A 26,475-nucleotide genomic window follows, 5' to 3' on the forward strand; every position below is an offset into this window, starting at 1 on the left:
GCACCCCACAATGGGGGAGTGAACGACTCGATACCGGTCATCCGGGACGTGGACCAGGGCACCGCCAGGCTTCTCCCCGACGTGGACCGGGACAGGGCCTGGCTGCTCACCGTCGACGGCGCGCCCCAGTCCTACGTCGACCTCGACGCGCCGGACCACCTCGAGTTCGAGTACGCGCGACGGCTCGCGCACGTCATCGACTGCGCAGCGGCACCGGGCGCACCGCTGGACGTACTCCATCTCGGCGGCGGTGCGCTCACCCTGCCCCGCTATGTCGCCGCGACCAGGCCCGGCTCCCGCCAGGACGTCGCCGAGGCCGACCTCGGGCTCCTCGAACTGGTCGCCGAGCACCTGCCGGTCCCCGACGGCAGCGGGATCACCGTGCACGGCACGGACGCCCGCGGCCGGCTGGAACGGACCGCGCCCGGCTCCGTCGACATCCTGGTCGCCGATGTCTTCGGCGGCTCGCGGGTACCCGCCCACCTCACCTCCGTCGAGTACGCGCAGGCTGCCCGGCGGTCGCTGCGGGACCGCGGAATCTACGCCGCCAACCTCGCGGACGGCGCGCCCTTCGGCTTCCTCCGCTCCCAACTGGCCACCTTCGCAGCCGTCTTCGAGGAACTCGCGCTGATCGCCGAACCGGCGGTGCTGCGCGGCCGGCGCTTCGGCAACCTCGTCCTCGTCGCCTCCCCGAGTCCCCTCGACATCGCGACGCTGACCCGCCGTTGCGCCGCCGACGCCTTCCCCGCCAGGGTCGAGCACGGTGCCGCGCTGGACCGGCTCGCCGGTGCCGCCCGGCCGGTCAGGGACGGTGCGGCGGTCGCCTCACCCGAGCCGCCCGACGGGGCCTTCAGCATCGGATGACGCCGGGCCCCGGCCCTTCGCCACCTCGGCGGTGGCGGGGGCCCGGGTCAGACCACGCACCTCAGGCACGAACAGCACGGCCCCTGTGACCAGCACGATCAGCGCCGCACAGCCCCACAGCGCCTCGCTCCGCCCGACCAGCGACTCCACCGGACCGGCGAGCGCGGTGGCCACCGGCATCATCGCCACCGAGCCGAACCAGTCGTACGCCGAGACCCGGGAGAGCTTCTCCTCCGGGATCTCCTGGTGCATGGCCGTCATCCACGAGACCCCGAACACCTCGATGGCTACGCCGCTGACGCACATCACCACGCAGAGTCCGGCCACCGGCAACGGCACCGCGAGGCCCGCCGCCGGCAGCGCCAGCGGGAAGACGCAGAGCGTTCCGGCCAGCAGCAGCCGCCGGGGCTTCCAGCGCATCATCAGGAGCGCCCCGCCCAGGGTGCCGGCCCCGAACGCGGCGAGCGCGAAACCCCAGGGGCGGGCGCCTCCGAGTTCGTCCCGGGCGACCAGCGGACCGTACACCGACTCGGCCGCACCCACCGCGGCGACCACCACCGAGAACTGCGCCACGATGCTCCACAGCCAGGGGCGGCCGATGAACTCCTGCCAGCCGTCCCGCATATCGGCGAGCAGACCGCCGCCCGGCGCGCGCGGGGGGATGTGGCTGACGTCCAGGAACGCGCGCAGCGCGCCCGCCACCGCGAAGGCCGCGGCATCGACGGCCAGCACCCAGCCCGGGTCCATCGCCGCGATCATGGCGCCGCCGAGCGCCGCCCCGCCGATCGTCGCGCCCTGCATGGCCATCCGGAACAGCGCGAAGGCACGGCTCGCCTGCTCGCGGCTGACGCTGGACATCAGCATGCCCTCGGCCGCCGGGTTGAAGAACGCCTGCCCGGTGCCGCACAACGCGGTGAGCAGCATCATCTGCCACAGCTTCGGATCGCCGGCCAGGACCAGCCAGGCGAACGCGGCCTGCGAGAGGCAGTTGAGGGCGTTGGCCGCGACCATCACCCGGTGGCGCGGCAGCCGGTCCGCGATCGCGCCGCCGATCAGCAGGAAGAGCACCAGGGGCGCGGTCCTGGCGGCGGCCACCAGACCGACGTCGCCGCCGTCACCGCCCGCCTCCAGAACGGCGAACGCCGCCGCGATCAGCGCGCCATGGGTACCCAGGCCCGTGATGATCGCGGCGGCGGTCAGCAGACGGTAGTTGCGGCCGGGGCGCAGCGGACGGGATGCGGGGGCGGAGGCGACAGTCACCAGGGGACTATCGCCGCCGCGCCCTCGCCGTGCCAACTGCTTTCCCGGGGGATACGAAGGGGTCAGTCGGTCTTGACGACGTCCACCAGCCGCACGGTGCTGAGGATCTTCTGGATCGTCGTGTCCGGAAGTTCGTCCTTGACGGAATCGGCTCCGTACAGCACCCAGGACGCGAACTCACCATTCTTGTTCTTGAAGGTGAAGGCGATGGTCTTGCCGTCGCTGTCGCACTTCTTCCGCTTCGTGACATTCGGCGCGGTGGCGGTGACGACCTGGCCGGTGAGACCCGACTTGGTGGTGTACTGCTTGGCCTCGGTGAACTTGATGGTGCTCTCCGGCATGTGCTGCGCGTAGGCGGCCCACGCCCAGGTGCCGGCCTCGCTGTGGGCGTTCTTGGCGGCGTCGGTGGCACCCTGGGCGCCCCTGGTACCGGCGCTCGCGAGGCTCATGTTCTCCTTGATGCCGTCCTTGTCGGAGTCGTCCACGCACCACTGCTTCTGGTAGAACGACGGCGCGGAGAAGCCGATGAGGGGCGATTTGTCGCCCTTCTTGTCGTCCTCGAAGTACGAGAACGTGCCGGGCGTCCCGACCTCCCAGTCGCCGGGCACGTCGAACTGCGTGCCCCACTTGGGATTGGTGACGACCTTCCACCCGGGGATGAGGGGCTTGGGGTCCCCGTCGTCGCCACGCGGGTTCGCCTCGGCGGTGGAGGAGGACCCGGACGGCTTGGGCGCCGACGTCTGCTTGTCGTCGGCGACGTCCTTGCCCTTGTCGTCCTTGTTCATCACGACGACACCGGTCACCACGGCGGCCACGACGACAGCGGTGGCCGCGACGATCGCGACGGCGGTGGTCTTCTTCTTGTTGTCGCCGGGCTGCGGTTCACCGGGCGGGCCGGGTACCGCGTACTGCGGCACGGTCGGCTGCTGGTACGGGTTCGGCTGCGGATAGCCGGGCTGCTGGCCCTGCTGCGGATGTCCCGGCTGCGGTCCGGGCTGTCCCTGCTGCTGATATCCCGGCTGCTGATAGGGATTCGGCTGCTGGTACCCCGGCTGCTGGTACGGGTTCTGATTCTGGTCCTGCGGGTTTTGCTCGCCCCCGGGCGGCTGCTGTCCTGGCCACATGGCGAGTAACGATAGAGGGGTGGTGGCCGGTCTGCTACGGCCGCCCCCGTGTGCGGACGGTGAAGGATCCGATCAGGGGGGGTGCCGGGGGACACGGGGATGGCCAAATAGCTTTACTCGTGAGTAACATCCCGTCATGAGCGCTGAACAGATGACCGTGGGCGAGATGCTCGTCGCGACGGTCCCGATGGCCCGGACCCTCAATCTCGAGTTCCTGGAGACGACCGCCGAGCGCGCGGTGGTCCGCCTGCCGGACCAGGCCGAGTACCACAACCACATCGGCGGACCGCACGCCGGAGCGATGTTCACGCTGGCGGAATCGGCGAGCGGGGCGATCGTCATCGCCGCCTTCGGCGACCAGATGTCGCGCGCCGTGCCGCTGGCGGTGAAGGCGGAGATCGGTTACAAGAAGCTGGCCAAGGGCGTCGTCACGGCGACGGCGACCCTCGGCCGCCCGGTGGCCGATGTCATCGCCGAACTCGACGCGGGCGAACGGCCGGAGTTCCCCGTGGCCATCGAGATCCACCGCGCGGACGGCGCGGTGACCGGTGAGATGACGGTCGTCTGGACGCTGCGTCCCCACGCCTGATTCCGGCCGGTTCCGCGAAGAGCCGCCACGCACCCCAACGAGAGGGCGCATGGCGGCTTTTCGCGCTGTCCGGGGAGTCGGCGGGACAGGTAGGCTTCCCGCCGTGCGCCGAGGAGTTGCCCGGCGGGCAACGGACATCGGTTACGGGAGGATCGGCGTTGCACATCCAGGAATGGCTGGAGACCATCCCCGCGGTCAGCGTCTACGCCCTGGTGGGCGTGGTCATCGGGCTGGAGAGCCTCGGCATTCCGCTGCCGGGCGAGATCGTACTGATCAGCGCGGCGCTGCTGGCTGCCGGGCACGACGGAGTGAACCCGTGGATCCTCGGCGCCTGTGCCTCGGCCGGCGCGGTCATCGGTGACTCGATCGGATACGCCATCGGCCGCAAGGGCGGCCGGCCGCTGCTGGCCCGGCTGGGCAGGAAGTTCCCCAAGCACTTCGGCGAGAGCCAGATCGGGCTGGCGGAGCGCTCGTTCCAGAAGTGGGGCATGTGGGCGGTGTTCTTCGGCCGCTTCGTGGCGTTGCTGAGGATCTTCGCGGGTCCGCTGGCGGGCGTACTGCACATGCCGTACTGGAAGTTCCTGATCGCCAACGTGCTCGGCGGCATCGTCTGGGCGGGCGGCACGACGGCCGTCATCTACTCGGTGGGAGTCGTCGCCGAGGCCTGGCTCAAGCGGTTCTCGTATCTCGGCCTCGTGGCCGCGGTGCTGATCGGCATCACCTCGATGCTGATCGTGAAGAACCGGGCCAAGAAGGCGGCGGAGCAGGCGTCGGCCGCCTCCGCGCCCGGCTCGGCAGCGGTTCGGGCCGCGGACTGACCGGACGGGGCGGCGCGGGCGGGACAGCGCGGTGCGGGATGGTGCGGGCGAGGCGGAGACACGAAGCCGCCGGGCACGTGCCTCGCCCGGCACTCCCTCCCGTACGCTCCCGGCCCCGCCCCGTCCTCCCCGCTCAGCCCTCGTGGGCCTGGCGGTGCGCCTTGGCCAGCTCCACGTAACCCACCGCGTTGAACTTGATGCCTTCGAGCTCCTCCTCGGTCAGCTGCCGCTTCACCTTGGCGGGGACACCGGCGACCAGCGAGCCCGGGGGCACCCGCATTCCCTGCGGGACCAGCGCCTGCGCCGCGATCAGTGAACCGGCGCCGATATGGGCTCCGTTGAGGATGGTGGAGCCCATGCCGACCAGGACGTCGTCCTCGATCGTGCAGCCGTGGAGCACGGCGTTGTGCCCGACCGAGACGCGCTCGCCGACCGTGACGGGGAACCCGGGATCGACATGGACGCTGCAGTTGTCCTGGATGTTGCTGTCGGACCCGATGACGATCGGGCCGCAGTCGGCGCGCAGTACGGCGTGGTACCAGACGCTGGAGCCCGCGGCCATCGTGATCTCACCGATGACGACCGAGGTCGGTGCCGTGAAGGCATCCGCGTCGATGTCCGGCTCCTTGCCGCCCATTCCCGTGATCAACGCCTGCTCTGCCATCGCCCGTTCCTCCGTGCTCAGGTCTCGTGCGGCCGCGGCCGTCCGCTCCGGCAGCCGGCCGCGGCTGTTGGATCGCGTCGATCGCCTCGGAGAAACGGTATGCGACGGTCGGCGGACCGCGACCCAGTGGGGTGAACATCACAGGCCGCCGCGGTGATCGGGCCGGACGCCGCCGACTACCGTGAGCGAGTGCCGACGAACAGGAACGCGTTCTCTTCCCTTGCCGCCTGGCGGCGGCGCGCCCTGTCCCGGGCCGTCCACCGCGGCTGGCGCTGGGTGCAGGAGACGGGCGCGGTCACCGCGGATCGTCCGGGCGCGCTGCGCTTCCGCCGGATCGGCGCGGGCACCCGGCTGGCCTTTCCGCAGGGCACGGTCTTCGGGGAACGGTGGATCGAGCTCGGCGCGCACTGCGTGATCGGTGAGCAGGTCACGCTGACGGCCGGGCTCATGCCCGACCTGGACCTGGGCCCCGATCCGATCCTGACCCTGGGGGACGGGGTGGTGCTCGGCCGCGGCAGTCATGTGGTCGCCGACACCACGGTGACCATCGGCCCGGACACGTACTGCGGGCCGTATGTCTACATCACGTCGACGAACCACAGTTACGACGATCCGCACGAGCCGGTCGGCCGGCAGTGGCCCCGCATGGAGCCGGTCGCCATCGGGCCGGGCTGCTGGATCGGCACCGGGGCGGTGATCCTCCCGGGGGCCACGCTCGGCCGCAACGTGGTGGTCGCCGCGGGGGCGGTGGTACGGGGCGAGGTGCGCGACCACGCGGTGGTGGCCGGTGCCCCCGCCCGGGTCGTACGCAGCTGGGATCCCGAGAAGGGCTGGCAGCCGCCGCTGCGTACCCCTGCCCCGGTGCCGATCCCGACGGGCGTCACGCCCGAGCAGTTGCTCGCCCTGGCGGAACCCGCCGAGCCGGCGGACCCGTCCGCCGGCTGACCGCGGCCGGAGCGGGTCTCATCCGGTCGCGAGCAGCACCGTGCCCACCAGGGCGAGACCGGCCCCGGCGGCCTGCACCCCACGCAGCCGTTCCTTCAGTACCCCGCGCGCGGCCGGCGCCGTGACCACCGGATAGAGCGAGGCGAGTACGGCGGCCACCGTGACCGGCCCGTGCTGCGCGGTGATCGCGTACGTGCCGTTGGCCGCGACATCCGCGAGCCCGATGAGCGCCAGGACGGGCAGCGCGGCCAGTACCGCGGCGGACCCGCCCTCCTCGGGCAGCGCGCGTGCCCCGCGGCGCACCGACGCGAACAGGGCCGTACCGCCCACCGCGAAATTGGTGAGGCGCTGGACGAAGAGCGCCAGGAACAGCCCGGTCATCGTCGTGGAGGCCTCCGCGATCAGGGACATCACCGACCCGAAGCCGAACGCGGCCGGCAGGGTCAGCAGCACCGCCCGGCGCTGCACCGGCGCCCCTCGCAGCTGCGGTCCGCCCGCCAGTACGACGCCCGTCACGGCGATGCCGACCCCGGCGAACTGGAACAGCCCCGGCCGCTCCCCGACGACGAGTCCGACGCTCACCGGCACGGCGACGCCCAGCGAGCCGAACGGGGGGACGACCCCCATCGGGCCGAGCGCCAGGGCCTTGTAGAAGCACGGCATCGCCACCGGTCCGACGACGCCCGCCGCGACGGCGAACCACAGCTGCGGGCCAGCCTCGCTCCACCCGCCGGTCGCGATCACGATGACGCCGAGCACCACGGCCGCGGCGGCCTGCGAGACGACGACCACGGTGAGCGCGGGGATGCGTCGGGTGAACAGTCCACCGCCGAAGTCGGCCAGTCCCCGGAGCAGGCTGGTGGCCAGCGCGAACAGTGCTGTCACTGCATGCCTCGCAGTACAGTGCGGTGAACGGTTGGGTTCACCACACCGTAGTGCGGTATTTTCGACCCTGTCATCCAAAATATTGGACGGAATGTGTCTGACCTCGATCAGCTCACTCAGTCGCTCGCGCGCAATCTCAAGCGCTGGAGGGGGGAACGCGGCTTCACCCTGGACGTGCTCGCCGCCCGCGCCGGGGTCAGCCGCGGCATGATCATCCAGATCGAGCAGGCCCGCACCAACCCGAGCGTCGGCACCACGGTCAAGCTCGCCGACGCGCTCGGTGTCAGCATCACGACGCTGCTCGACTACGAGCAGAGCTCACCGGTCCGGCTGGTGCCCGAGAGCCAGGCGGTGCACATGTGGTCCACCGACGCGGGCAGTTCCACCACCCTGCACGTCGGTGCGGAGGCGAGGGGGCCGCTCGAACTCTGGACCTGGCGCCTGATGCCCGGCGACAGCAGCGCCTCCGATCCGCACCCCGAGGGCACCGTCGAACTGCTCCATGTCACCACGGGCGAGCTCACCCTGGTCGTCGACGGCACCTCGTACGCCGTACCGGCCGGCGGCTCCGCCTCGTTCGAGGCGCATCACCCGCACGCCTACCGCAATGACGGCTCCGAGCCGGTCGGGATCACCTTGGTGGTCTCCATCCCGCCCGTACGGTGAGACGGCCGGCCGAGGGACCCGGGGGCGCTGTTAGCGTGGTGCGCATGCGTGCTCCCATCGGCTCCTTCGACAACGCAGGCCCGGCGGCCGACCGCCTCGACCTGCTCACCGACCCCGTCGCCGCCGCCGTGACCGCGGGCTGGGGTGGCTTCCCCGCCGAGCAGGTCATTCACGTCGACACGGATCCGGCCATCGCCGACACGGCGGTCTTCGTCGAGCACCACGGCGCGGAACTGCTCGACCGGTCGGCCAACTGCGTCGTGGTGGCGGGCAAGCGCGGCGGCGAGGTGACGCTCGCGGCCTGCCTCGTCCTGTCCCACTCCCGCGTCGACGTGAACGGCGCGGTCCGCAAGCAACTGGGCGCCCGCAAGGCGTCCTTCGCCCCGATGGACACGGCGGTCGGCGAGACCGGCATGGAGTACGGCGGCATCACCCCCATCGGCCTCCCCGCCGCGTGGCCGCTGCTGATCGATCCCGCCGTCGTCGACGAGGAGTGGGTACTGATCGGCAGCGGCAGCCGCCGGGGCAAGCTGATCGTCCCGGGCAAGGCCCTGGCGGCGCTGCCGGGCGCGGTGATCGTCGAGGGTCTCGGCATCAGGAGCTGAGACGGCGACCGCCGATTGCCGGCGCTCTCAGCCCGGCGAGTGGCAGAGGGCCCGCACCGGCGGCACGGCCCGGTGAGAGGTCAGCCAGCGCGTGGCGTAGTCGACGGCGTCGGTGATGCGGAAGAGCCGGCTCGTCGACGAGCCGACCGGGCCGGTACGCACGGCCGAGGCGTCGTGCGCACCGGCGAAGTCCGCGCCCAGGGCCGCGAAGTCGCTGTCGTCCAGGGCGACGTCCTCGTACTCCCACCACTGGCGGCGGCCCCCGGTCGCCACCACGCAGCGGTAGCTCCGGCGGGGCGGGGCGGGTACCCGGTACTCGCCGAGATGGAACGCGGTGCAGGTGTCGAATCCGGTGCCCAGCAGGAGCACCTGGGCCCGCAGATCGTAGAGGCGGGCCAAGGGCGAGTCCTCGCCGAGATGGCAGTCGGGACGGTGACCCGCCATCAGGTCCCGGGCCAGCGGGCCGAGCGCGGCGAAGGACGTCTGCGGATGGTCGCTGCGCGTCGCCCCTTCGCCGAGCCGTACCGCCTTCGCGAGGCTGCCCACCGACGGTGCGGCCGAGGTCGCCGGGTCGAAGGGCGGCATGCTCGCGCGTACCGCCTTCCGGGCCCGGTCGTCGAGGCCGCGCACCCGGTCGAGGTAGTGCGGAGACGTATCGGAATTCTCCGGCGTGAAGGCGGGGACGACGAGCGTGCCGCGCCCCCCGAGGGCGTCCCGCAGCGCGCCGGCCATCGCGCGGACCCCACCGCTGACCGGGCCCACCGCGCGCATCGAGGCATGCACCAGGAGGACACCGCCGGACTCCACGCCGAGCTCGGCCAGCTGACCGGCCAGCCCGCTCCGGCTGTGGGTGACGTTCGGCGCAGTCGTAGTAGTCACAGCCGGCCATTCTCCCAGCCGGACGCCGGGGGCGACACCACGCACATCCGGACGAGGGACGCGGGTGCGCCTGCCGGGGCTTCCTAGCGCTTCAGTGCCGGGATCTCGATGGCGGGGCACCGGTCCATGACCATGTCCAGCCCTGCCGCACGCGCGCGGCCGTACGCCTCCGTGTCGACCACACCGAGCTGGAACCAGACGGCCCTGGCACCCGCCGCGACCGCCTCGTCGGCCACCGCCCCCGCCAGCTCACTGTTGACGAAGACGTCCACCACATCGACCGGGAACGGGATGTCGGCCAGCGAGGCGTAGCCGTCCTCGCCGTGCACCCGCTCCGCCTTCGGATGCACCGGGACCACCCGCTTGCCGAAGCGCTGGAGCACCTCGGCGACACCGTAGGCCGCGCGCGACCGGTTGTTGGACAGGCCCACCACGGCCCAGGTGTCGCCGCTGTCCCGGAGAATCCTGTGGATCGTCTCTTCGTCCGCGTACATGATCCGCACAACGGACGGGGGCCCCGGACCATTCCCGGGCGGGGCATAGGGTGGCCGGATGCAGGAGCAGTACCGGACAGTCGCCCGAGCGGGCGTGCACGAGACCGAGATCAACCGATCGCGCTTCATCTGCGCGCTCGCCCCCGCCGCCACCGAGCAGGAGGCGCAGGACTTCGTCGCACGCATCCGCAGGGAACACCCGACCGCCACCCACAACTGCTTCGCCTACGTGATCGGCGCCGACGCCTCCGTACAGAAGGCGAGCGACGACGGGGAACCCGGGGGCACCGCGGGCGTACCCATGCTGCAGATGCTGACACGCCGCGAGATGCGCTACGTCGTCGCCGTCGTCACCCGCTACTACGGCGGCGTCAAGCTCGGTGCCGGCGGGCTGATCAGGGCCTACGGGGGAGTGGTCGGCGAGGCCCTCGACGAGCTCGGCACCATCACCCGGCAACGGTTCCGCCTCGCCACGATCACCGTCGCCCACCAGCGCGCGGGCAGACTGGAGAACGACCTCCGGGCCACCGGCCGCACCGTGCGCGAGGTCCGCTACGCGGAGGCCGTCATCATCGAGATCGGGCTGCCGGACGCCGATGTCGAATCCTTCCGCGGCTGGCTGGCCGATGCGACAGCGGGCGAGGCCGAGCTGGAGCTGGGCGGCGAGGCGTACGGGGACGCCTGACCGGAACCACGGACCGCCCGGGGGTACCGAGGCGCCGCCACTGACCGGCCGCACCGGACAATGGGCGCATGACCCGACTCCTGACCCGCAGCGACCTCCTGGCCGTCCTCGATCCGGAAACCGCCCTGAAAGCCCTGTCCGAGGGGTTCCGTCACGCCGGATCCCCGGCGGTCGCCGGGCAGCGGGTGCGCACGGATCTGCCGTTCCCCGGTACGGCGACGGCGCTCATTCCCGGCCTGCTGCCGGGTATCGACGCCTACACCGTCAAGGTCAACGCCAAGTTCCCGGGCGCCCGGCCGGCGCTGCGCGGTGTGATCTGCCTGCACAGCGGCCGGGACGGCGAACTCCTCGCGCTCCTCGACTCCGCCACCGTCACGGCATGGCGGACCGGGCTGGCCGCCGCCCTCGGCACCGATGTCCTCGCCGCCCCCGACCCCGCGGGCGAGGCGGTGCTCGGCGTCGTCGGCGCGGGCGCCCAGGCCGAGATCATGGTCCGCGGACTGCGGAGTCTGCGGAGCTTCCGCGAACTCGTGGTGCACGACACCGACCCGGAACGCGCCTCGGAATTCGCCATCCGGCACGGCGGCCGGGCCCTCGGCACGGCAGCCGGGGTCGCCGCGGCGGCCGATGTCGTACTGCTCTCCACCTGGTCGCGCGCTCCCTTGCTGAGCCTCGCCGACAGCCGCCCCGGACAGCACTTCACCACGCTCGGCGCCGACGAACCCGGCAAGCAGGAGCTCTCCGCCGATCTGCTCGCCGCCGCCCTTCTCGTCGTCGACGACCGCGAGCAGGCCGCGGCGACGGGCGCCCTGGCCGCGGCGGGACTGCCGGCCACCGCCGCCGACGCCACTCTCGGCGAGCTGCTCGGCGGCGCGCACCCCGGCCGTACCTCCGGCACGGCCCGTTCCGTCTACGCGCCGGTCGGGCTCCCCTGGCAGGACCTGGCCGTCGCCTGGACGGCGTACCGGAGGGCGGAACTCCGCGACGTCGGAACGCGGATCGATCTTCTGGGATGAGGGGACGAAGGGCCGAAGGGCCGGAGCGCCGAAGGCCCGGACGCGGTCGGCGGTGATGCGAGACTGTGAGAGGTGAGAAAAGAGGGGCTCACCACTCGGGGGCGGAGGAAGAGAACAATGCGGGTCGGAGCCGGGTCTTGAGAATTCTGCACACATCGGACTGGCACCTGGGGCGCTCGTTCCACCGGGTCTCCCTGCTCGAAGCCCAGGCCGCCTACCTGGACCACCTGGTGACGACGGTGCGCGAGCACGAGGTGGACGCGGTCCTCGTCGCGGGTGATGTGTACGACAGGGCGGTTCCACCGCTGTCCGCCGTCGCGCTCTTCGACGACGCGCTGCACCGGCTCGCCGCCGCCGGTGTGCCCACCGTGATGATCTCCGGGAACCATGACTCGGCACGCAGGCTGGGCGTCGGCGCAGGGCTGATCGGGCGGGCCGGGATCCATCTGCGGACCGACCCCGCCGACTGCGCCACCCCCGTCGTCCTGCGGGACGCGCACGGTGAGGTGGCGTTCTACGGGCTGCCCTACCTGGAACCGGCCCTGGTGAAGGACGTCTTCAAGGCGGAGCGCGCCGGGCACGAAGCGGTGCTGACCGCCGCCATGGAGCGGGTACGCACAGATCTGGCGGCACGCCCGGACGGCACCCGGTCCGTGGTGCTCGCCCACGCCTTCGTCGCGGGCGGGGAGCCCAGCGACAGCGAGCGCGACATCACCGTCGGCGGGGTGGCCGCCGTGCCCGCCGGAGTCTTCGACGGCGTCGACTACGTGGCGCTCGGCCATCTGCACGGCTGCCAGACCGTCACCGAACGCGTCCGCTACTCCGGCTCGCCGCTCGCGTACTCCTTCTCCGAGGCCGACCACCGCAAGACGATGTGGCTGATCGACCTCGACGCCTCGGGCACGGTCACCGCCGAACGCCTCGACTGCCCGGTGCCCCGCCCCCTCGCCCGGCTCCGCGGCCGCCTCGACGAGCTCGTCGAGGACCCCGCGCCGGAGCGGCACCGGGACTCCTGGATCGAGGCCACCCTCACCGACCCGGTGCGCCCGGTCGAGCCGATGGCCCGGCTCGTCGAGCGGTTCCCGCACACACTCAGCCTCGTGTTCGAACCCGACCGGGCCCCGGACGACCCGCTCGCCTCGTACGCACAGCGCCTCAAGGGGCGCGACGACCAGCAGATCGCCGAGGACTTCGTGGCACATGTGCGCGGCGGCTCCGCAGCCGACGAACAGGAACGAACGGTGCTGCGCGGCGCCTTCGACCACGTCCGGGTGGACGACGGCGTGCGCGAGGTGAACCGTTGAGACTCCACCGGCTCACCATCACCGCCTTCGGACCGTTCGGCACCACCCAGGAGATCGACTTCGACGCCCTCGCGTCGGCCGGGCTCTTCCTGCTGCACGGGCCGACCGGCGCCGGGAAGACCTCGGTCCTCGACGCGGTCTGCTACGGCCTGTACGGCGCGGTGCCCGGCGCCCGCCAGAGCCCCGGCACCTCCCTGCGCAGCGACCACGCCCCGGCGGATCTCGCCACCGAGGTCGAGCTGGAACTGACCGTCGGCGGCCGGCGCCTCGAAATCACCCGGAGCCCCGCACAGCCCCGCCCCAAGAAGAAGGGCAGCGGCTTCACGACGGAGAAGGCCCAGAGCCGGCTGCGCGAGTACGACCCCGACGACGGCTGGCGGCCGCTCAGCCGCTCGCACCAGGAGATCGGCGAGGAGATCACCCAGCTCATCGGGATGAGCCGGGAACAGTTCTGCCAAGTGGTGCTCCTGCCGCAGGGCGACTTCGCACGCTTCCTGCGCGCCGATGCCGAGGCACGCGGCAGACTCCTCGGCAGGCTCTTCGACACCCACCGTTTCGCCGCCGTCGAGGAGCGCCTGGCCGAACTGCGCCGTACCGCCGAAACCAGGGTCGCGGCCGCGGACGAACGTGTTCTCGCGGTGGCCCAGCGGATCGCCCAGGCCGCCGGACCCGCCGCCCGCGAATCGCCGTTCCCCGGCCTCCAGCCCGGCGAACCGGGGCTCGCCGAAGGCGTGCTGGAGTGGGCCGCCACGGCCCGCAGCGGCGCCCGCGAACGGCTCGACATCGCCGCCTGTGTCCTCGCCATGGCCGAAGGCCGGCAGTCGGCCGCCCGCCTGGCCCTCGACAGCGAACGCGAACTTGCCACACTCCAGCAGCGGTACGAGGAGACGCGGCGCCGCGCCGCCGCACTCGAAACCCGCCGCCCCGACCGCGACCGGCACCACGAACGTCTCGCACGGGCCCGCAAGGCGGACCTCGTCGCGCCCGCTCTGGACCTGCGCGAGGAGGCCGAGCGCGGGTACCGCACGGCCTGCCGGGACCGTGACCGCGCCCGTGCGGTGCTGCCCGGCACCCTGGCCGACGCCGGTGCCGAACAGCTGGCGGAGCTGGAGCGACGGCTCCGCCAGGAGCTCGGCGGGCTCGACGCCGCGAAGCGTGCCGAGCGCCGCAGCGCACAGATCGACACCGAGCGGGCCGGACTGGAGCGGCAGGCCAGGGCCGACGACGAGCTGATCCGCGAAGCGGAACTCTGGCTCGCCGACTGGGAATCCACCCGCGACGGCCTGCGCGCACGCGTCGAGGCGGCCCAGGAGGCCGCCACCCGTGCCGAACAGCTCGCCGGCCGGCTGGAGCCCGCCCGCGCGCGGCTGGACGCGGCCCGCCGCCGCGACGTGCTCGCCGCCCAGGTGTCGGCCGCCGCCGAGCGGCTGGCCGCGGCCCGCGAGCGCGCCGCCGCGGCCCATGAGTCGTGGCTGGAGCTTCGCGAGCGACGACTGCGTGACATCGCGGCGGAACTGGCGGCGGAGCTGGTGGACGGCGAGGACTGCAAGGTCTGCGGCTCGGCCGACCACCCCAAGCCGGCCCGCGCGGCAGATGGACATGTCGACAAGGCCGCCGAGGAGCGGGCCCTCGACGCCCACCGGCGCGCCGAGGAGGCGCGTACGCGGGCGGACCGGGAGCTCGGAGTCGTACGCGAGCAGCACACCGCCGCCCGCGCGGCCGCGCAGTCGGCGGTGCCGCAGCCGAGGGACGGGGCCGATGCCGGCGATCCGGCCGTGTCCGGATGCGTGGCGGGGAGAGCCGCCGTCGGATCGGCCGGGCCGGCGCCGACGGCAGGGACCGGGGCGGTCGCCGCCGGACCGGTCGGGACCGGGCCCGGCACCGACCCCACCGTCGCCGAACTCGGCGCGCTCGTCGACCGGCTGACGGGCATGCACGCCGAGGCGTACCGCACCGCGGCCGGCATGCACGCCGCGCGCGAGGTTCTCGCGGCCGCCGAGCGGGAACAGGCCGAACGCCTCGACGGACGGCAGCTCGCCGAACGCCGGGCCGCGGCCCGCACCTCCCTGCGTGAGGGCCTGGACCGTGAGCAGGCCTCGCTGGAGGCCGAGTTGGTGACCGCCCGTGGCGAGTCCGGCAGCGTGGCCGAACACTCCGCACTCCTGGAGCGCCGGGTCGCTCTGCTCGCCGCAGCCGCCGAGGCGGTACGGGAGGAGGAGCTGGCCGCACAGCGCCGCAAGGAGGCCGACGACCGGCTCGCGGACGCCGCGTTCCGGGCGGGGTTCGACACCCCGCAGGACGCGGCCGAGGCCCTCCTCGGCGATGCCGGGCAGCGCGAACTCCAGCAGCTCGTCGACGCCTGGCAGTCCGAGGCGGCGGCGGTGGCCGACCGTCTGGCGGAGACGGACACCCGTGCCGCAGCCGACCGCCCGCAGGCCGCGGTGGGGCTCGCGCAGGCCGCGCACGACACGGCCGAGCGGTCGCTGCGGGACGCCTCGGCCGCGCTGGCCGCCGCGCGCGAACGCTGCGCCGAGCTCGGCAGGCTCTCGCGCGGCGCCGCGGACGAGGTGCGCGGACTCGGACCGCTGCGCGAGGAGTACGACCGGGTGGCACGGCTGGCCGGGCTCACCGCGGGCACTTCCGCGGACAACGAACGCAAGATGCGACTGGAGTCGTACGTGCTCGCCGCCCGGCTCGAACAGGTCGCCGCCGCGGCCACCGCACGGCTGCAGCGCATGTCGTCCGGCCGCTACACGCTGGTCCACTCCGACGCCCGCACCGGAGGCCGCAGATCGGGCCTCGGACTGCATGTCGTCGATGCCTGGACCGGCCGCGAGCGCGACACGGCGACGCTCTCGGGCGGCGAGACGTTCTTCGCCTCCCTCGCCCTCGCCCTCGGCCTGGCCGACGTCGTCACCGACGAGGCGGGCGGTGTACGGCTGGACACCCTCTTCATCGACGAGGGTTTCGGCAGCCTGGACGACCAGACCCTAGACGAGGTGCTCGACGTGCTGGACTCGTTGCGCGAGCGGGACCGCAGTGTCGGCATCGTCAGCCATGTGGCCGACCTGCGCCGCCGCGTCCCCGCACAGCTCGAAGTGGTGAAGGAGCGGCACGGCTCGGCGGTACGGCACCGCACCACCGGTGAGTTCAGCGGCTGATGGCGCGGCGGGGGAGCGGCGAGGAGTAGACGACGCTCGTGGTCACCGAGCCGAGGGCGCCGATCCTCCCCGAGACCTCCTCCAGGTGACTCATCGAGCGGGCGGTGACCTTCAGTACGAAGCAGTCGTCACCGGTGACATGGTGGGCCTCCACGATCTCCGGAGTCGTGGCGAGCAGATCGTGGAACGGCTTGTAATGGCCGTTCGGGTAACGCAGCCGTACGAGGGCGAGGATCGGCAGCCCGAGCCGCTCCGGGTCGACCACGGCTGCGTAGCCGCTGATCACCCCGGCCTCCTCCAGCCTGCGCACCCGCTCGGTCACGGCGCTCGGGGACATCGCCACCGCGCGCGCCAGCTCGGCGAACGACGCCCGCCCCTCGCGTTGCAGGACATCGAGGATGCGCCAGTCGGTGGCGTCCGGGGAATAGTCGGTCATGCTCGGGAGACAACAGGGAAATCCCCGGCAGATCAAGCGCTGTGCCGGGGATCTCATCTTCCGGGAGACGTATCACCGGCCATAGATTTCCGGGCATGACATCGCAGCCCACCGCTACCCCGGCCCATCCCGTCCTTCGTGTGCCACCGGCCTCCCCGGCGGTGGCCGCCGCCTACTTCGGCGCCTCCCTCGCCTTCCACGCGGACGTCTCCGATGTCGCCGCCGCGTTCGCGTCCGACGGCGATCCTGGCTTCGTGCTCCTGGACTCGCGCTCCACCGATTCCTGGGACCAGGGACATGTCCCCGGCGCGGTCCACCTGCCCACCGCGCTCGTCGCCGAGCAGGCCAGGAACCTTCTCGACCCGGCCGTGCCCGTGGTCACGTACTGCTGGGGACCCGGCTGCAACGGTGCGACACGTGCCGCGCTCGCCCTCGCCGAACTCGGCTACCGGGTCAAGGAGATGCTCGGCGGCTTCGAGTACTGGGTGCGCGAGGGCTTCGAGTTCGAGACCTGGGAGGGGCGTGGGCGGCGCGACGCGGACCCGCTCACCGCACCGGTCGACTCCGACGACTGCGGCTGCTGACAGCCCCGGCCGGCGCGACCGGCCGGGCCGTTCCGGCCGCGAAGGCGCTCGGCGACCGGGCTCATGGCGTGAACCGAGCCCGGTCGCCGCGGTATCGCAGGGGCGTCCGGTCAGAGCTTGGACAGCTCGTCGACGAGATCGTCGAGTCCCAGCGGACCCTGCGACAGGGCGGCCATGTGCCAGGCCTTGGCGTCGAAGGCGTCACCGTGCGCCTTGCGGGCGTTCTCCCGGCCCAGCAGCCAGGCACGCTCGCCCAGCTTGTAGCCGATGGCCTGTCCCGGCATCGAGAGATAACGCGTCAGTTCGCTCTCCACGAAGTCGGCGGGCCGGCCGCTGTGGTTGCCGAAGAACTCCTGGGCCAGATCGGGGGTCCAGCGCTCGCCGGGGTGGAACGGGGAGTCCGCCGGGATCTCCATCTCCGCGTGCATGCCGATGTCCACGATCACCCGGCAGGCCCGCATCATCTGCGCGTCCAGATAGCCGAGGCGGCGCTCCGCGTCCGGCAGGAAGCCCAGCTCGTCCATGAGCCGCTCCGCGTACAGCGCCCAGCCCTCGGCGTTGGCGCTGACACCACCGATCGACGCCTGGTAGCGGGACAGGCTGTCGGCGACATGCGTCCACTGGGCGATCTGGAGGTGGTGGCCCGGCACACCCTCGTGGTACCAGGTCGACACCAGGTCGTACACCGGGAAACGGGTCTCGCCCATGGTGGGCAGCCAGGTGCGGCCGGGGCGTGAGAAGTCCTCGGAGGGACCCGTGTAGTACGGGGCCGCGGCGCCGCCGGGCGGGGCGATGCGGGACTCCACCTTCCGTACGCGCTCGGCGAGTTCGAAGTGCGTCCCGTCGAGAGCCTCGATCGCCTCGTCCATCAGGCTCTGCAGCCAGGCCTGGACCTCGTCGACGCCCTCGATGTGCTTGCCGTGCACATCGAGATGGGCCAGCGCCTCCCAGGGGCCGGCCCCGGGCAGTACCTTCTCGGCCTCGGTCCTCATCTCGGCGAGCAGCCGGTGGTACTCGGACCAGCCGTAGGCGTACGCCTCGTCGAGATCCAGGTCGGTGCCGTTGAAGTAGCGCGACCAGCGGGCGTACCGCTCGCGGCCCACCGTGTCCGGCGCACCCTCGATCGCGGGGGCGTACACCTCGCGCATCCAGTCCCGGAGCGCCACGACCGACTCCGTGGCCTGCCGGGCGCCCTCGTCCAGATCGGCACGCAGAGTCGCGGGTCCCGCGGCCACGAACTCCTGGAAGAAGCCCGGACCGCCGTCCCCCGCCCACTCGTCGAGCTGGCCGATGAAGGTGGCGGTGGCGCGCGGACCGCCGTACAGCTTGCGCTCCAGGCCGAGTGCGAGCGACTCGCGGTAGCCCTCCAGCGCGGCGGGAACCGCGCGCAGCCGGTCCACGACCGCCGCCCAGTCCTCGTCGGTCTCGGTCGGCGTCACCGTGAACACCTCACGGACGTTGTGCGCCGGGGAGAACAGATTGGAGACCTTGCGCAGCCCCTCGTCGGCCTCATGAACGGCGAGTTCCGCCGTGAGGCGCTCGCGCAGGAGACGGCCGCAGCGGCGCTCGGCATCGCTGTCCGCGCCGGGCAGTTGTTCGGCGGCATCGAGCTTCGCCAGGGTGGTGCGGGCCAGCTCGGCAAGAGCCTCCTGCCCGGCGGGGGAGAAGTCGGGAAGGCGGCGCGAGCTCTCCGCGACACCGAGATAGGTGCCGGCGATCGGGTCGAGTTCGATGAATGCGTCGACGTAGGTGTCGGCGACCTGGCGGGGCAGCGCGCTGCTGGATGTGTCTGACATGCGGACATCCTCGTACGGCGGAGGCCTCCGCGTCATCATTATTCGGCCTCAGTGGCCCGACTCCGCCGATTCTCCGGACGGTGGCAGCAGCGGCCCGCACTCCCACTGCTGGAATATCAGCCTGGTCTCGACCCTCGCCACCTCGCGGCGCGAGGTGAATTCGTCCAGTACCAGGCGTTGCAGGTCGGCCGTGTCCGTGACCGCGACATGCACCAGATAGTCGTCCGGGCCGGTCAGATGGAACAGCGCGCGGGACTCCGGCAATGTCCTGATGCGTTCGACGAACGGGCCGATGAGCTCTCTGCGGTGCGGCCGGACCTGTACGGAGAGCAGCGCCTCCAGACCACGGCCGAGCCGTGCCGGGTCCAGACGCAGCTGGTGGCCGAGAATGACGCCTGACCGGCGCAGCCTGGTCACCCGGTCCAGGCAGGTCGACGGTGCGACGCCGACCTCTGCGGCCAGCTCGCGGTAGGTGGTCCGGGAATCGTTCTGCAGCAGCCGCAGAATGTGCAGATCCACCGGGTCAAGAGCGACAGAATCGGCCATCTGCCGAACGTAACACGGGAGATGGCCCAGTGAATCCGGTGTTTGTTCAGAGTGGTGACATGGACACCGAATCCTTGATGGCGCCCCCGACGACACCCCGGTCCCGGGCGCTGGCCACCGAAGCCGTGCACGCGGGCCGCGACGATCTCGCGGCCCTCGGACTGCACGCCCCGCCGATCGATCTGTCCACGACCTACCCCTCGTACGACTCCAGGGGCGAGGCGGAGCGGATCGACGACTTCGCCGCCACCGGCGCCCGGCTCGAAGGGCCGCCGGTCTACTCACGGCTGGACAACCCGACGACGGCCCGGTTCGAGACCGCCCTCGCTCGGCTCGAAGGGACCGGGAGCGCCGTGTCGTTCGCCAGCGGAATGGCGGCGCTCACCGCCGTGCTGCTGGTCCGCGCCGGCATGGGACTGCGCCATGTGGTCGCCGTCCGGCCGCTCTACGGCTGCAGCGACCATCTGCTCGGCGCCGGGCTGCTGGGCACGGAGGTGACCTGGACGGATCCGGCGGGCATCGCGGAGGCGATCCGTCCGGACACCGGACTGGTGATGGTGGAGACGCCCGCCAACCCGACGCTCGCCGAGGTCGACATCCGCGCGATCGCGCACTCCTGCGGCTCCGTGCCGTTGCTCGTCGACAACACCTTCGCCACCCCGGTGCTCCAGCGGCCCGTCGAGCACGGTGCCCGGATCGTGCTGCACAGTGCCACCAAGTACCTCGGAGGGCACGGCGACGTGATGGGCGGGGTCGTCGCCTGCGACGAGGAGTTCGCGGCCCGCCTGCGGCAGGTGCGTTTCGCCACCGGCGGGGTGCTGCATCCGATGGCCGGGTATCTGCTGCTGCGGGGCCTGTCCACGCTTCCGGTACGGGTACGGGCGGCGTCCGCGAGCGCCGCCGAACTGTCCCGCAGGCTGACCGTCGATCCGCGCATCGCCAGGGTCCACTACCCGAAGCTGGGCGGGGCGATGGTCTCGTTCGAGGTGTACGGGGACCCGCACCGGGTGATCTCGGCCGTGCGGCTCATCACGCCCGCGGTGAGTCTGGGCAGCGTGGACTCCCTGATCCAGCATCCGGCCTCCATCAGCCACCGCATCGTGGATGAGGGAGACCGGCAGGCTTCCGGCGTCGGGGACCGGCTGCTGCGCATGTCGGTCGGTCTGGAGGACGTCGAGGACCTGTGGGCCGATCTGTGCCAGGCGCTGAGCTCGCCGGAGGCCGGGCGGGAGTCCTCCGTGTCCGGGGAGTCAGCGACCGGCCTGCTCGTACGGGGGCAGTGAACGGACCGGCGTCGCGTCCAGCCGGGCGGTGACGACCAGGGTGCCCTCCTCGATCTGGTAGTCCAACGGCAGGGACAGCGCGCGCATGGCCGCGACCATGCCGGTGTTGGACGACTGGGTGACGGCGTAGACGCTCTCGCAGCCCGCCTCGATGGCGAGTGCCACCAGGCGGCTCAGGAGCTCGGAGCCGATGCCACGGCGCTGCCAGTCGTCCTCGACGAGGAGGGCGACCTCGGTCTCGTCGCCGTCCCAGAGGAGGTGGCCGAGGGCGACCAGCCGGCCCGAGGCCGTCTGCACGGCCAGCGTGCGGCCGAAGCGAGGGCTCAGCAGGTGGTCCAGGTAGCGGTCGGCGTCGTGGACCGGCCCGTGGTACCGCAGTCGCAGCGTCTGCTCGGAGCAGCGGTCGTGCATCGCACGTGCTGCTCCGAGGTCGCTGCTGTCCGCGCGGCGCACGGTGATCTCGTTGCCCTCGGGCAGGGTGAGCACGTGCTCGCTGCGCGGGACGCGGGGGCCGAGCCGGGCATCGAGCTCGACCAGGGCACGCGCCCTCGCGAACTCGGTCGGCGTGAACGGAAGATAGGGCCGCTCGATCGTGATGGCACCTCCGGACGGGTCGCGCAGCCGCATCACCGTCTGCTCCAGCACTCCTTCGACGGGCGTGAGCTCACCGGTCGCGCGGCCGGTGATCGAGACGGCGGGCAGCGAGTGGATGGTGCACCGTCCGAGCAACTGTCGCAGCGCGAGAGGGAGTTCGGCCGCGTCGAGGGCGGTGCGGGTGGCGAGGCCGAGGACGCGCGTCGGGGCGTCGACCAGATCGTGCGTGTCGGCCCGCTCGATCCAGGTCGAACTGCCCCCGGCGGCGGAGATCGCCCGGCTCAGCTGCTGGGCCGGGAGCGGGGCGGGCGCGCGCAGCAGGAATTCGTCGACCGTGCCCTGGGCCAGTGGGTGCGTCTGCAGGGTGAGGATGTCGACCCGGTGCCGGGCGAGGGCGCTGCACAGCACCGCCAGGCTGCCGGGGGCGTCCCGCACCGTGGTCCGCATCCGCCACAGCACCATGCCCTCGGGGGACGGGGACGGGCCCGCAGCGGTGGGCGTGCTCAGCAGCGCGGTCGTGGCGGCGTCGACGCGGTGGGCCGGGACCGCGCCGACGCCGTCTCCCTCGGCTGGGAGGTCGGAGCCGGTCGGCGGCGGGGCGTGGCTGTGCCGCCGCGCCCACCAGGTGTGGAACCCGGCCGTCACCGCCAGGGCCACGGCCGAGGCGATCAGCAGGTACGGTCCGTCCGGCTGGTGCCCGATCAGGTTCGCGATGGCGTCGGCCACCGCGACCGCGGTGAACAGCGCGGCCAGCTCGGTCAGGTCCCGACGCCAGTGGTGGGGGCGGCGGGCAGTCTTCGCGGATGTCACATCAGTCATGGACTCACTCTGACCGAGCGTTGTTGCCTGATCACGAACACTCTGTGACTGATGGGTTAAGTATGGATCTAGTTCGTTATCGCCCACTTTCGGTGTATTGGTGACCTGCCTGATCGCGTGCCCGTCCGCGCGCCCGACCCGTGTGCCCGATCGCTCGCCCGACCTGTGCGCTTGCTCGCCTGCCCGGTCTGTGTGTCCGATGCGTCTGCCCGATGTGTCTGCCTGATGCGTCCGCCTGATCGTGCCCGCTGTCGCGGTGCGGCAGCCCCCGCCCTCCCGGCCCGGTGCCGGGCCGGACAGGAGCTGCCGCACCGCCGGCCCGATCGCTGCGAGCCGGCAGAACCCACGGGGTCACACCACGATGTCCTGGGCCTTCACGTCTGCCCCAGGCCCTGCTCCCAGGCGGCTTGCAGGCGGACCGCCTGGCGTACCAGCTGCGACGATCCGCCGCGCGCGGCCGTTTCGGCGAGCCCGGGTATCGGCTCGCCACCGCCCACCGCACCACAGTGTTCCGCGCACTCGGCGGCCACGGAGAGCAGGTCGCTCAGCCCGCGCGTCCCCTTCTTGTTCGCCAGGAGTCCGGGCAGAACGGGGACCAGTACGGACAGCACCGTCCGGTATGCGCCCGTCGCGGCCGCGGTACGGGCGGAGTCCGCGAGGCGGGTGGGTTTCACCAGCCTGTGATCGAGGAGGATCGCCAACTGCTCGCCGAGCGACGTCGTGTCCAGCCGTTGCCGGGCCGCGAGTATCAGCAAGGCGTCCACCGCCGACAGCCGGTCCTCCGGATACCGGGCACCCAGCCCGTACCCCACGGCCAGATGGATGGCCTCGGCGGCAGACCCACCCAGTTCGACCAGGCCGAGGAGCGGCCGCGCCGCATCCTTCAGCTCATCGGTGGCACACGTCGCCATGGCCGGCAGCAGCCACGCGGCCAGTGTCTCGCTGTCCTCGGGCAGGGTGGCGAGCCAGGGATCCGGGTGGTCGTTCCCGTGGTCGCAGGTGCGATGACGCGGGGTATGGGCGCTGCCCAGCCAGTGGAAGGAGCGCGGGAACTCCCGCTGAATGAACGGGTGTTCATCGCTCGCCATCAGGATGCGCCGGGTCCAGTCGGCAGGCTGCCGCTCCACCCAGCCGCGGGCCGTGGACTCCTGTCGTTCCAGATCGAAGCGGTATACGGTCGCGAGCGGCCGGTCGGCCCGCAGCCAGGCCGCCAGCCGGTCACCTTCCGGAGTGCCGAGCCGGTCGGCCGCCTCGGCCGCCTCGGCCGCCTCGTGCTGACCGTCGCGCCGAACCCGCAGCAGGGCCTGGGCGAAGTCGGCTTCCCCGGGCCGGACTCCGAGCTGCTGATAGGTACGCAGTCGCTCGATCAGCACGGCAGGGTCGAGCGAGCCGGTGTGCCAGGTCGGGAAGGCCAGCAGGAATGGTGTGCTGCCGGTCAGTACCGCGTCGGCGGCTTCCCACAGCCGGGCCTTCAATACTCCCTTGAGCGCCGCATGGACGCAGACGCTGCTGATGGACCAGGCCGCACGCCCCTCATGCACCGCCTCAATCGGAACCCGTCCGAGCAGCACGGCCACGACCAGGGTGATTCCGGCCTCCGAGCGGAGCTGCTGCTCGACCCTCTTCTGCGATTCGTCGACGAGCCACCAACTGCCGGCCAGGGCGTCCCGCAGCGCCTCGGTCAACGCCGGCCGGTCGGTGTGGGCGTGGCGGACCAGCCCGTCCAGTGCCCGCTCGAAGGCGGTGACATCCCGTGATGCGGATCTCGCCAGGACCACCACCTCCTCGACGAGCTCGGGCAGCGTTGTCGGCGCCGGTTCGATGCGCCGCAGGACGGGGGCGGACGGCAGGAGTTCGACGTACGGCTCCGCCGCCGTACTGTCGTCCATCAGGTCGCCGAACACCTCGGCCGCCGCCGTACGGAGTGCCGGACCCAGCAGCGGGGCCGACTGGGCGGTTTCCTCTCGCACCGCCGCGTCGACGGCGGGCAGATGGCGCGCGACGAGTTTGAGCGCCCGCTCCTGGATGTCGATGTCGGCGTGCCCGAATGCCTCGGCGACGACGGGCAGCAGTTCGTCGGCGGCCGGCGGATCGCGGCGCAGCGTCTTGCCGATCAGCACCAGTTGGGCGCGGACGAGCTTCTTCTCCGGGCGGAACAGCAGGGAACCCGACACCTCCGCCAGTGACCGCACGGGCAGTTCGCCGTGCCCGTCCAGCCGGGCGAGCACCTCCTGGGCGTGCCCGGCGACGGTGGAGATCCCGTCCGCCGCCATGGCGGTCCAGTCCGCCACCCGCTCCGCCTCCTCCTCGCGGGTCAGCGCGAGCCGGCGCAATACGGCGAGGAAGAACCGCAGTTCGCCGGGCCTTCCGCCGCGGATCAGCCGGGCCACACAACCGTCGACGAGCGAAGCCCGCTCCAGCAGACCCTCGTCCGCGAGGACGGCGAGCGCCACATGCCATCGGCTCGGGTCGTCCGGTTCGTCGAACCAGAGCATCTGCGACGGCAGCTCCGCCACCTCGAAGAGCCGCGGCACGAGAACGGTGACATACGGGTCCGCACGGAGGACATCGGCCAGCGGTCGCCTCTTCTGCTGCCACTGCGAGGCCGAGACCGCTTCGGCCCAGCCCCGTACGAAGCCGTCGGTGGTGGGAACGGGGCACTGCGAGGTCTTCACCAGGCCGGTGATCAGCTCATAGGCGGTCTCCGCCGTCCCCGGACGGGCCGCCAGCCGGTGCGCGACGTCACCGAGCCACTCGGGGTCACGGTCCGCGAGGACGCTCAGGAGCATCGGGTAGGGAGGCCGTGACCAGATCTGCAGGTCCCGGCTGCCGATCCAGGCGGCGCAGCCCGCCGCTCCCGTGTGACAGCCGGCGCCCGCGACCAGCAGGGCCTTGCGGATCCTGTCCTGCTTCTCCCAGGGCCAGCTCCGCGCCTCCTTGCGCAGCTCCTTCAGCTCCGCCAGCGCCGACCTGCGTTCCGCCCGGTCCAGCCCGGACAGCAGGGCAGGCACGTCCAGCCTGCGTGCCTCGCGTACGGCGGTGAGCAGCTCCTTCATCGCGCACCCCCGGCAACCGGCGCCCCGCGACGGACCATTCGGACGGCCAGGGCGTGCTTGCACGGGCCCCGACGCCCGCGGTAGTCCGCCCACCACTGACAGGTGCAGCTCAGCATGCCGTCCTTCTCCCTCACTTGATAGCGGCGGTCTCCCGAGGCCACGGCCGCCGTCTCCCCGTCGAGCACGACCGCACCCGAGCCGGCCAGCTGCCGGGCCGCCACCAGACGCGGATTGTGCCGTTCGGCCCGGTCGGCGTCGTACGGCAGCTCGCGGTGGAAGTAGGACGCGTCGGCGACGTCGTAGCCGACCCGGCCCGCCGTCCCCAGCCGGGTGAGCGCGGCCCTCACGCGTTCCACCGGGAGCCCCGACTGCTCCGCCAGGTCGGCGGGATCGATCCGCGGCTCCCAGGCCAGCAGCACGGACACCAGCTCCGCATCGGCCGCGGCATCGTCGGTGGCCAGCGCTTCGAGCACGCCGCCCTCGCCGGAGAAGCCGCGCGAGACATCGGGCGAGAGCGTCAGGGTGAGGCGCATGCCGGGCAGCACCACCTCCCATGCGCTCGCGGTCGCCGCCCCGTCGGCCACAGGTCCGTACACCCGCAGCGAGGTGGCGTGACGCAGCACCCGCTGCAGCACCACCAGACGCTCGGGGCCCGGCAGACACACCGCCCCCGTCACCGGGCGTGTCGTCGGACGGAGCGTCTTCCCGGCCGGGACCACCCACTGGGCGCCCCGCGAGGCCTTCTGGGTCGAACGCGGCAACGAACGCAGGAACCGGACGGCCTCGGCCGCCGACAGCTCGGCCCGCAGATCGAAACCCGCGGACACCACCTGCGCCTCCGCGAAGCCGCGCAGCCAACGGTCGGGCAGGGGAACCTTCTTCTCCACGACCGGACCGTCCAGCGTGGTGACGGCCATCTCGTCCGGGCCGACCCGCATGTGCAGTGGATCGTCGCCCGCTATCCGCGAGAGCGCCTCCCGCAGCGGATTGTTGACATCCACATTCGTGGTGCCATGGTCCGTCCGCGCACCGTCCAGCCCTTCCTGGAGCACATCGAGACGTGCGTACACCCCGCAGCAGCCGGAGAACGACTCGAAGCGCAAGCGGTCGCCGTTGCCCGTCACCACCGGGTCGAGGGACGAGGGCAGGGTGGGTCGGTAGTAACGCGCGGACGCCACGTCCGCCACGGCCAGCAGACCTCGGGCGGCGATCCTCGGCGAGGTGAGAAAGCCGGAGAAGAACCGGGGGTGCGGCTCCGTGCCCCGCGGGGTGAGACCACCGGAGGTCTCCAGCCCGAGGAGCTGCCCCGCCTGTGAGGAATCCAGGGCGGACGGGCGTGAGTAGGCCAATGCCTGAACGGATCGGGTCATGGAAAAACCGTAGATCCCACCACTGACAATCG

The 26,475-nt window shown here is 72.2% G+C and carries 24 protein-coding genes; 12 read left to right on the top strand and 12 right to left on the bottom strand.

The features are described 5' to 3' along the window. Positions 1–18: 18 nt before the first annotated feature. The gene (locus ACFV8T_RS23325; protein WP_385330538.1) at positions 19–864 is read left to right on the top strand and encodes a spermidine synthase; all 846 of its coding nucleotides are present in this window, start codon (positions 19–21) and stop codon (positions 862–864) included. On the opposite strand, the gene ACFV8T_RS23330 is transcribed toward ACFV8T_RS23325, so the two are convergent. Then, positions 826–2,124, bottom strand: a complete 1,299-nt coding sequence (locus tag ACFV8T_RS23330; protein WP_385330541.1) for an MFS transporter — start codon at positions 2,122–2,124, stop codon at positions 826–828. The genes ACFV8T_RS23325 and ACFV8T_RS23330 overlap by 39 nt on opposite strands. Before the next feature lie 62 nt (positions 2,125–2,186). Next, positions 2,187–3,248 carry a hypothetical protein gene (locus ACFV8T_RS23335; RefSeq protein ID WP_385330544.1) on the bottom strand — a complete coding sequence of 354 codons (1,062 nt, stop codon included), beginning with the start codon at positions 3,246–3,248 and terminating at the stop codon, positions 2,187–2,189. 151 nt (positions 3,249–3,399) lie between these two features. Between ACFV8T_RS23335 and ACFV8T_RS23340 the strand changes: the two genes are divergently transcribed. Together ACFV8T_RS23340 and ACFV8T_RS23345 are read left to right on the top strand one after the other, a co-directional pair. Beyond that, positions 3,400–3,837: a DUF4442 domain-containing protein gene (locus ACFV8T_RS23340; RefSeq protein ID WP_385330996.1), complete on the top strand. Its 438-nt coding sequence runs from the start codon at positions 3,400–3,402 to the stop codon at positions 3,835–3,837. 158 nt (positions 3,838–3,995) lie between these two features. Then, positions 3,996–4,655 carry a DedA family protein gene (locus ACFV8T_RS23345; RefSeq protein WP_385330547.1) on the top strand — a complete coding sequence of 220 codons (660 nt, stop codon included), beginning with the start codon at positions 3,996–3,998 and terminating at the stop codon, positions 4,653–4,655. A 133-nt stretch (positions 4,656–4,788) separates the two neighbouring features. On the opposite strand, the gene ACFV8T_RS23350 is transcribed toward ACFV8T_RS23345, so the two are convergent. Then, a complete protein-coding gene (locus ACFV8T_RS23350) occupies positions 4,789–5,319 on the bottom strand; it encodes a gamma carbonic anhydrase family protein (RefSeq protein WP_385330550.1) in 531 nt (176 codons plus the stop codon). A 189-nt stretch (positions 5,320–5,508) separates the two neighbouring features. Between ACFV8T_RS23350 and ACFV8T_RS23355 the strand changes: the two genes are divergently transcribed. Further along, complete coding sequence (locus ACFV8T_RS23355) at positions 5,509–6,264, top strand: acyltransferase (protein ID WP_385330552.1); 756 nt, start codon at positions 5,509–5,511, stop codon at positions 6,262–6,264. An 18-nt stretch (positions 6,265–6,282) separates the two neighbouring features. On the opposite strand, the gene ACFV8T_RS23360 is transcribed toward ACFV8T_RS23355, so the two are convergent. Then, positions 6,283–7,149 (bottom strand): EamA family transporter, encoded by an 867-nt coding sequence (locus ACFV8T_RS23360; RefSeq protein WP_385330555.1) that lies wholly within the window; start codon positions 7,147–7,149, stop codon positions 6,283–6,285. Between the two features lie 93 nt (positions 7,150–7,242). On the opposite strand from ACFV8T_RS23360, the gene ACFV8T_RS23365 reads away from it, so the two are divergent. Both ACFV8T_RS23365 and ACFV8T_RS23370 read left to right on the top strand, forming a co-directional pair. Beyond that, positions 7,243–7,815, top strand: coding sequence for a helix-turn-helix domain-containing protein (locus tag ACFV8T_RS23365; protein WP_385330558.1), 573 nt, complete (start codon positions 7,243–7,245; stop codon positions 7,813–7,815). A 44-nt stretch (positions 7,816–7,859) separates the two neighbouring features. Next, entirely contained in the window at positions 7,860–8,420 is a 561-nt protein-coding gene (locus ACFV8T_RS23370) for a YbaK/EbsC family protein (protein ID WP_385330561.1), read from the top strand. 27 nt (positions 8,421–8,447) lie between these two features. Here the strand turns inward: ACFV8T_RS23370 and ACFV8T_RS23375 are convergent, their stop codons facing one another. Both ACFV8T_RS23375 and ACFV8T_RS23380 read right to left on the bottom strand, forming a co-directional pair. Further along, positions 8,448–9,299 carry an aminoglycoside N(3)-acetyltransferase gene (locus ACFV8T_RS23375; RefSeq protein WP_385330564.1) on the bottom strand — a complete coding sequence of 284 codons (852 nt, stop codon included), beginning with the start codon at positions 9,297–9,299 and terminating at the stop codon, positions 8,448–8,450. Between the two features lie 83 nt (positions 9,300–9,382). Beyond that, positions 9,383–9,793 (bottom strand): CoA-binding protein, encoded by a 411-nt coding sequence (locus ACFV8T_RS23380; protein ID WP_385330566.1) that lies wholly within the window; start codon positions 9,791–9,793, stop codon positions 9,383–9,385. 58 nt (positions 9,794–9,851) lie between these two features. Between ACFV8T_RS23380 and ACFV8T_RS23385 the strand changes: the two genes are divergently transcribed. The 4 genes from ACFV8T_RS23385 (at position 9,852) to ACFV8T_RS23400 (ending at position 15,959) form a co-directional block, all read left to right on the top strand. Continuing rightward, on the top strand, positions 9,852–10,478 hold the full coding sequence (locus tag ACFV8T_RS23385; protein WP_385330569.1) for a YigZ family protein: 627 nt from the start codon (positions 9,852–9,854) through the stop codon (positions 10,476–10,478). A gap of 68 nt (positions 10,479–10,546) precedes the next feature. Further along, entirely contained in the window at positions 10,547–11,494 is a 948-nt protein-coding gene (locus ACFV8T_RS23390) for an ornithine cyclodeaminase family protein (protein WP_385330572.1), read from the top strand. A 137-nt stretch (positions 11,495–11,631) separates the two neighbouring features. Continuing rightward, entirely contained in the window at positions 11,632–12,798 is a 1,167-nt protein-coding gene (locus ACFV8T_RS23395; RefSeq protein WP_385330575.1) for an exonuclease SbcCD subunit D, read from the top strand. Further along, positions 12,795–15,959: an AAA family ATPase gene (locus ACFV8T_RS23400; protein WP_385330578.1), complete on the top strand. Its 3,165-nt coding sequence runs from the start codon at positions 12,795–12,797 to the stop codon at positions 15,957–15,959. The genes ACFV8T_RS23395 and ACFV8T_RS23400 overlap by 4 nt, the downstream gene beginning before the upstream one ends. On the opposite strand, the gene ACFV8T_RS23405 is transcribed toward ACFV8T_RS23400, so the two are convergent. Continuing rightward, on the bottom strand, positions 15,949–16,395 hold the full coding sequence (locus ACFV8T_RS23405) for an Lrp/AsnC family transcriptional regulator (protein ID WP_385330581.1): 447 nt from the start codon (positions 16,393–16,395) through the stop codon (positions 15,949–15,951). The genes ACFV8T_RS23400 and ACFV8T_RS23405 overlap by 11 nt on opposite strands. A gap of 95 nt (positions 16,396–16,490) precedes the next feature. On the opposite strand from ACFV8T_RS23405, the gene ACFV8T_RS23410 reads away from it, so the two are divergent. After that, a complete protein-coding gene (locus ACFV8T_RS23410; RefSeq protein ID WP_385330584.1) occupies positions 16,491–16,979 on the top strand; it encodes a rhodanese-like domain-containing protein in 489 nt (162 codons plus the stop codon). A gap of 110 nt (positions 16,980–17,089) precedes the next feature. Here the strand turns inward: ACFV8T_RS23410 and ACFV8T_RS23415 are convergent, their stop codons facing one another. After that, positions 17,090–18,775 carry a DUF885 domain-containing protein gene (locus ACFV8T_RS23415; RefSeq protein ID WP_385330587.1) on the bottom strand — a complete coding sequence of 562 codons (1,686 nt, stop codon included), beginning with the start codon at positions 18,773–18,775 and terminating at the stop codon, positions 17,090–17,092. 48 nt (positions 18,776–18,823) lie between these two features. Then, entirely contained in the window at positions 18,824–19,321 is a 498-nt protein-coding gene (locus ACFV8T_RS23420; RefSeq protein ID WP_385330589.1) for an Lrp/AsnC family transcriptional regulator, read from the bottom strand. A gap of 59 nt (positions 19,322–19,380) precedes the next feature. On the opposite strand from ACFV8T_RS23420, the gene ACFV8T_RS23425 reads away from it, so the two are divergent. Continuing rightward, positions 19,381–20,604: a trans-sulfuration enzyme family protein gene (locus tag ACFV8T_RS23425; protein WP_385330592.1), complete on the top strand. Its 1,224-nt coding sequence runs from the start codon at positions 19,381–19,383 to the stop codon at positions 20,602–20,604. Here the strand turns inward: ACFV8T_RS23425 and ACFV8T_RS23430 are convergent. The 3 genes from ACFV8T_RS23430 to ACFV8T_RS23440 all read right to left on the bottom strand — a co-directional run bounded on the left by ACFV8T_RS23430 (position 20,572) and on the right by ACFV8T_RS23440 (position 26,443). Continuing rightward, positions 20,572–22,017 (bottom strand): GNAT family N-acetyltransferase, encoded by a 1,446-nt coding sequence (locus ACFV8T_RS23430; RefSeq protein ID WP_385330594.1) that lies wholly within the window; start codon positions 22,015–22,017, stop codon positions 20,572–20,574. The genes ACFV8T_RS23425 and ACFV8T_RS23430 overlap by 33 nt on opposite strands. A gap of 374 nt (positions 22,018–22,391) precedes the next feature. Next, complete coding sequence (locus ACFV8T_RS23435) at positions 22,392–25,073, bottom strand: DUF6493 family protein (protein WP_385330597.1); 2,682 nt, start codon at positions 25,071–25,073, stop codon at positions 22,392–22,394. Further along, on the bottom strand, positions 25,070–26,443 hold the full coding sequence (locus ACFV8T_RS23440; protein WP_385330599.1) for an SWIM zinc finger family protein: 1,374 nt from the start codon (positions 26,441–26,443) through the stop codon (positions 25,070–25,072). The genes ACFV8T_RS23435 and ACFV8T_RS23440 overlap by 4 nt, the downstream gene beginning before the upstream one ends. Positions 26,444–26,475: the final 32 nt, after the last annotated feature.

It is taken from the genome of Streptomyces sp. NPDC059832, from assembly GCF_042731715.1.
In the GTDB taxonomy this organism is placed as follows: domain Bacteria; phylum Actinomycetota; class Actinomycetes; order Streptomycetales; family Streptomycetaceae; genus Streptomyces.

What these genes read in the sequence shown, in the direction of transcription:
- ACFV8T_RS23420 (WP_385330589.1), bottom strand. Translation starts at nt 19,321, where the DNA reads ATGGCCGATTCTGTCGCTCTTGACCCGGTGGATCTGCACATTCTGCGG.
- ACFV8T_RS23380 (WP_385330566.1), bottom strand. Translation starts at nt 9,793, where the DNA reads ATGTACGCGGACGAAGAGACGATCCACAGGATTCTCCGGGACAGCGGC.
- ACFV8T_RS23340 (WP_385330996.1), top strand. Translation starts at nt 3,400, where the DNA reads ATGACCGTGGGCGAGATGCTCGTCGCGACGGTCCCGATGGCCCGGACC.
- ACFV8T_RS23415 (WP_385330587.1), bottom strand. Translation starts at nt 18,775, where the DNA reads ATGTCAGACACATCCAGCAGCGCGCTGCCCCGCCAGGTCGCCGACACC.
- ACFV8T_RS23370 (WP_385330561.1), top strand. Translation starts at nt 7,860, where the DNA reads ATGCGTGCTCCCATCGGCTCCTTCGACAACGCAGGCCCGGCGGCCGAC.
- ACFV8T_RS23410 (WP_385330584.1), top strand. Translation starts at nt 16,491, where the DNA reads ATGACATCGCAGCCCACCGCTACCCCGGCCCATCCCGTCCTTCGTGTG.
- ACFV8T_RS23425 (WP_385330592.1), top strand. Translation starts at nt 19,381, where the DNA reads ATGGACACCGAATCCTTGATGGCGCCCCCGACGACACCCCGGTCCCGG.
- ACFV8T_RS23405 (WP_385330581.1), bottom strand. Translation starts at nt 16,395, where the DNA reads ATGACCGACTATTCCCCGGACGCCACCGACTGGCGCATCCTCGATGTC.
- ACFV8T_RS23435 (WP_385330597.1), bottom strand. Translation starts at nt 25,073, where the DNA reads ATGAAGGAGCTGCTCACCGCCGTACGCGAGGCACGCAGGCTGGACGTG.
- ACFV8T_RS23335 (WP_385330544.1), bottom strand. Translation starts at nt 3,248, where the DNA reads ATGTGGCCAGGACAGCAGCCGCCCGGGGGCGAGCAAAACCCGCAGGAC.
- ACFV8T_RS23385 (WP_385330569.1), top strand. Translation starts at nt 9,852, where the DNA reads ATGCAGGAGCAGTACCGGACAGTCGCCCGAGCGGGCGTGCACGAGACC.
- ACFV8T_RS23390 (WP_385330572.1), top strand. Translation starts at nt 10,547, where the DNA reads ATGACCCGACTCCTGACCCGCAGCGACCTCCTGGCCGTCCTCGATCCG.
- ACFV8T_RS23350 (WP_385330550.1), bottom strand. Translation starts at nt 5,319, where the DNA reads ATGGCAGAGCAGGCGTTGATCACGGGAATGGGCGGCAAGGAGCCGGAC.
- ACFV8T_RS23430 (WP_385330594.1), bottom strand. Translation starts at nt 22,017, where the DNA reads ATGACTGATGTGACATCCGCGAAGACTGCCCGCCGCCCCCACCACTGG.
- ACFV8T_RS23440 (WP_385330599.1), bottom strand. Translation starts at nt 26,443, where the DNA reads ATGACCCGATCCGTTCAGGCATTGGCCTACTCACGCCCGTCCGCCCTG.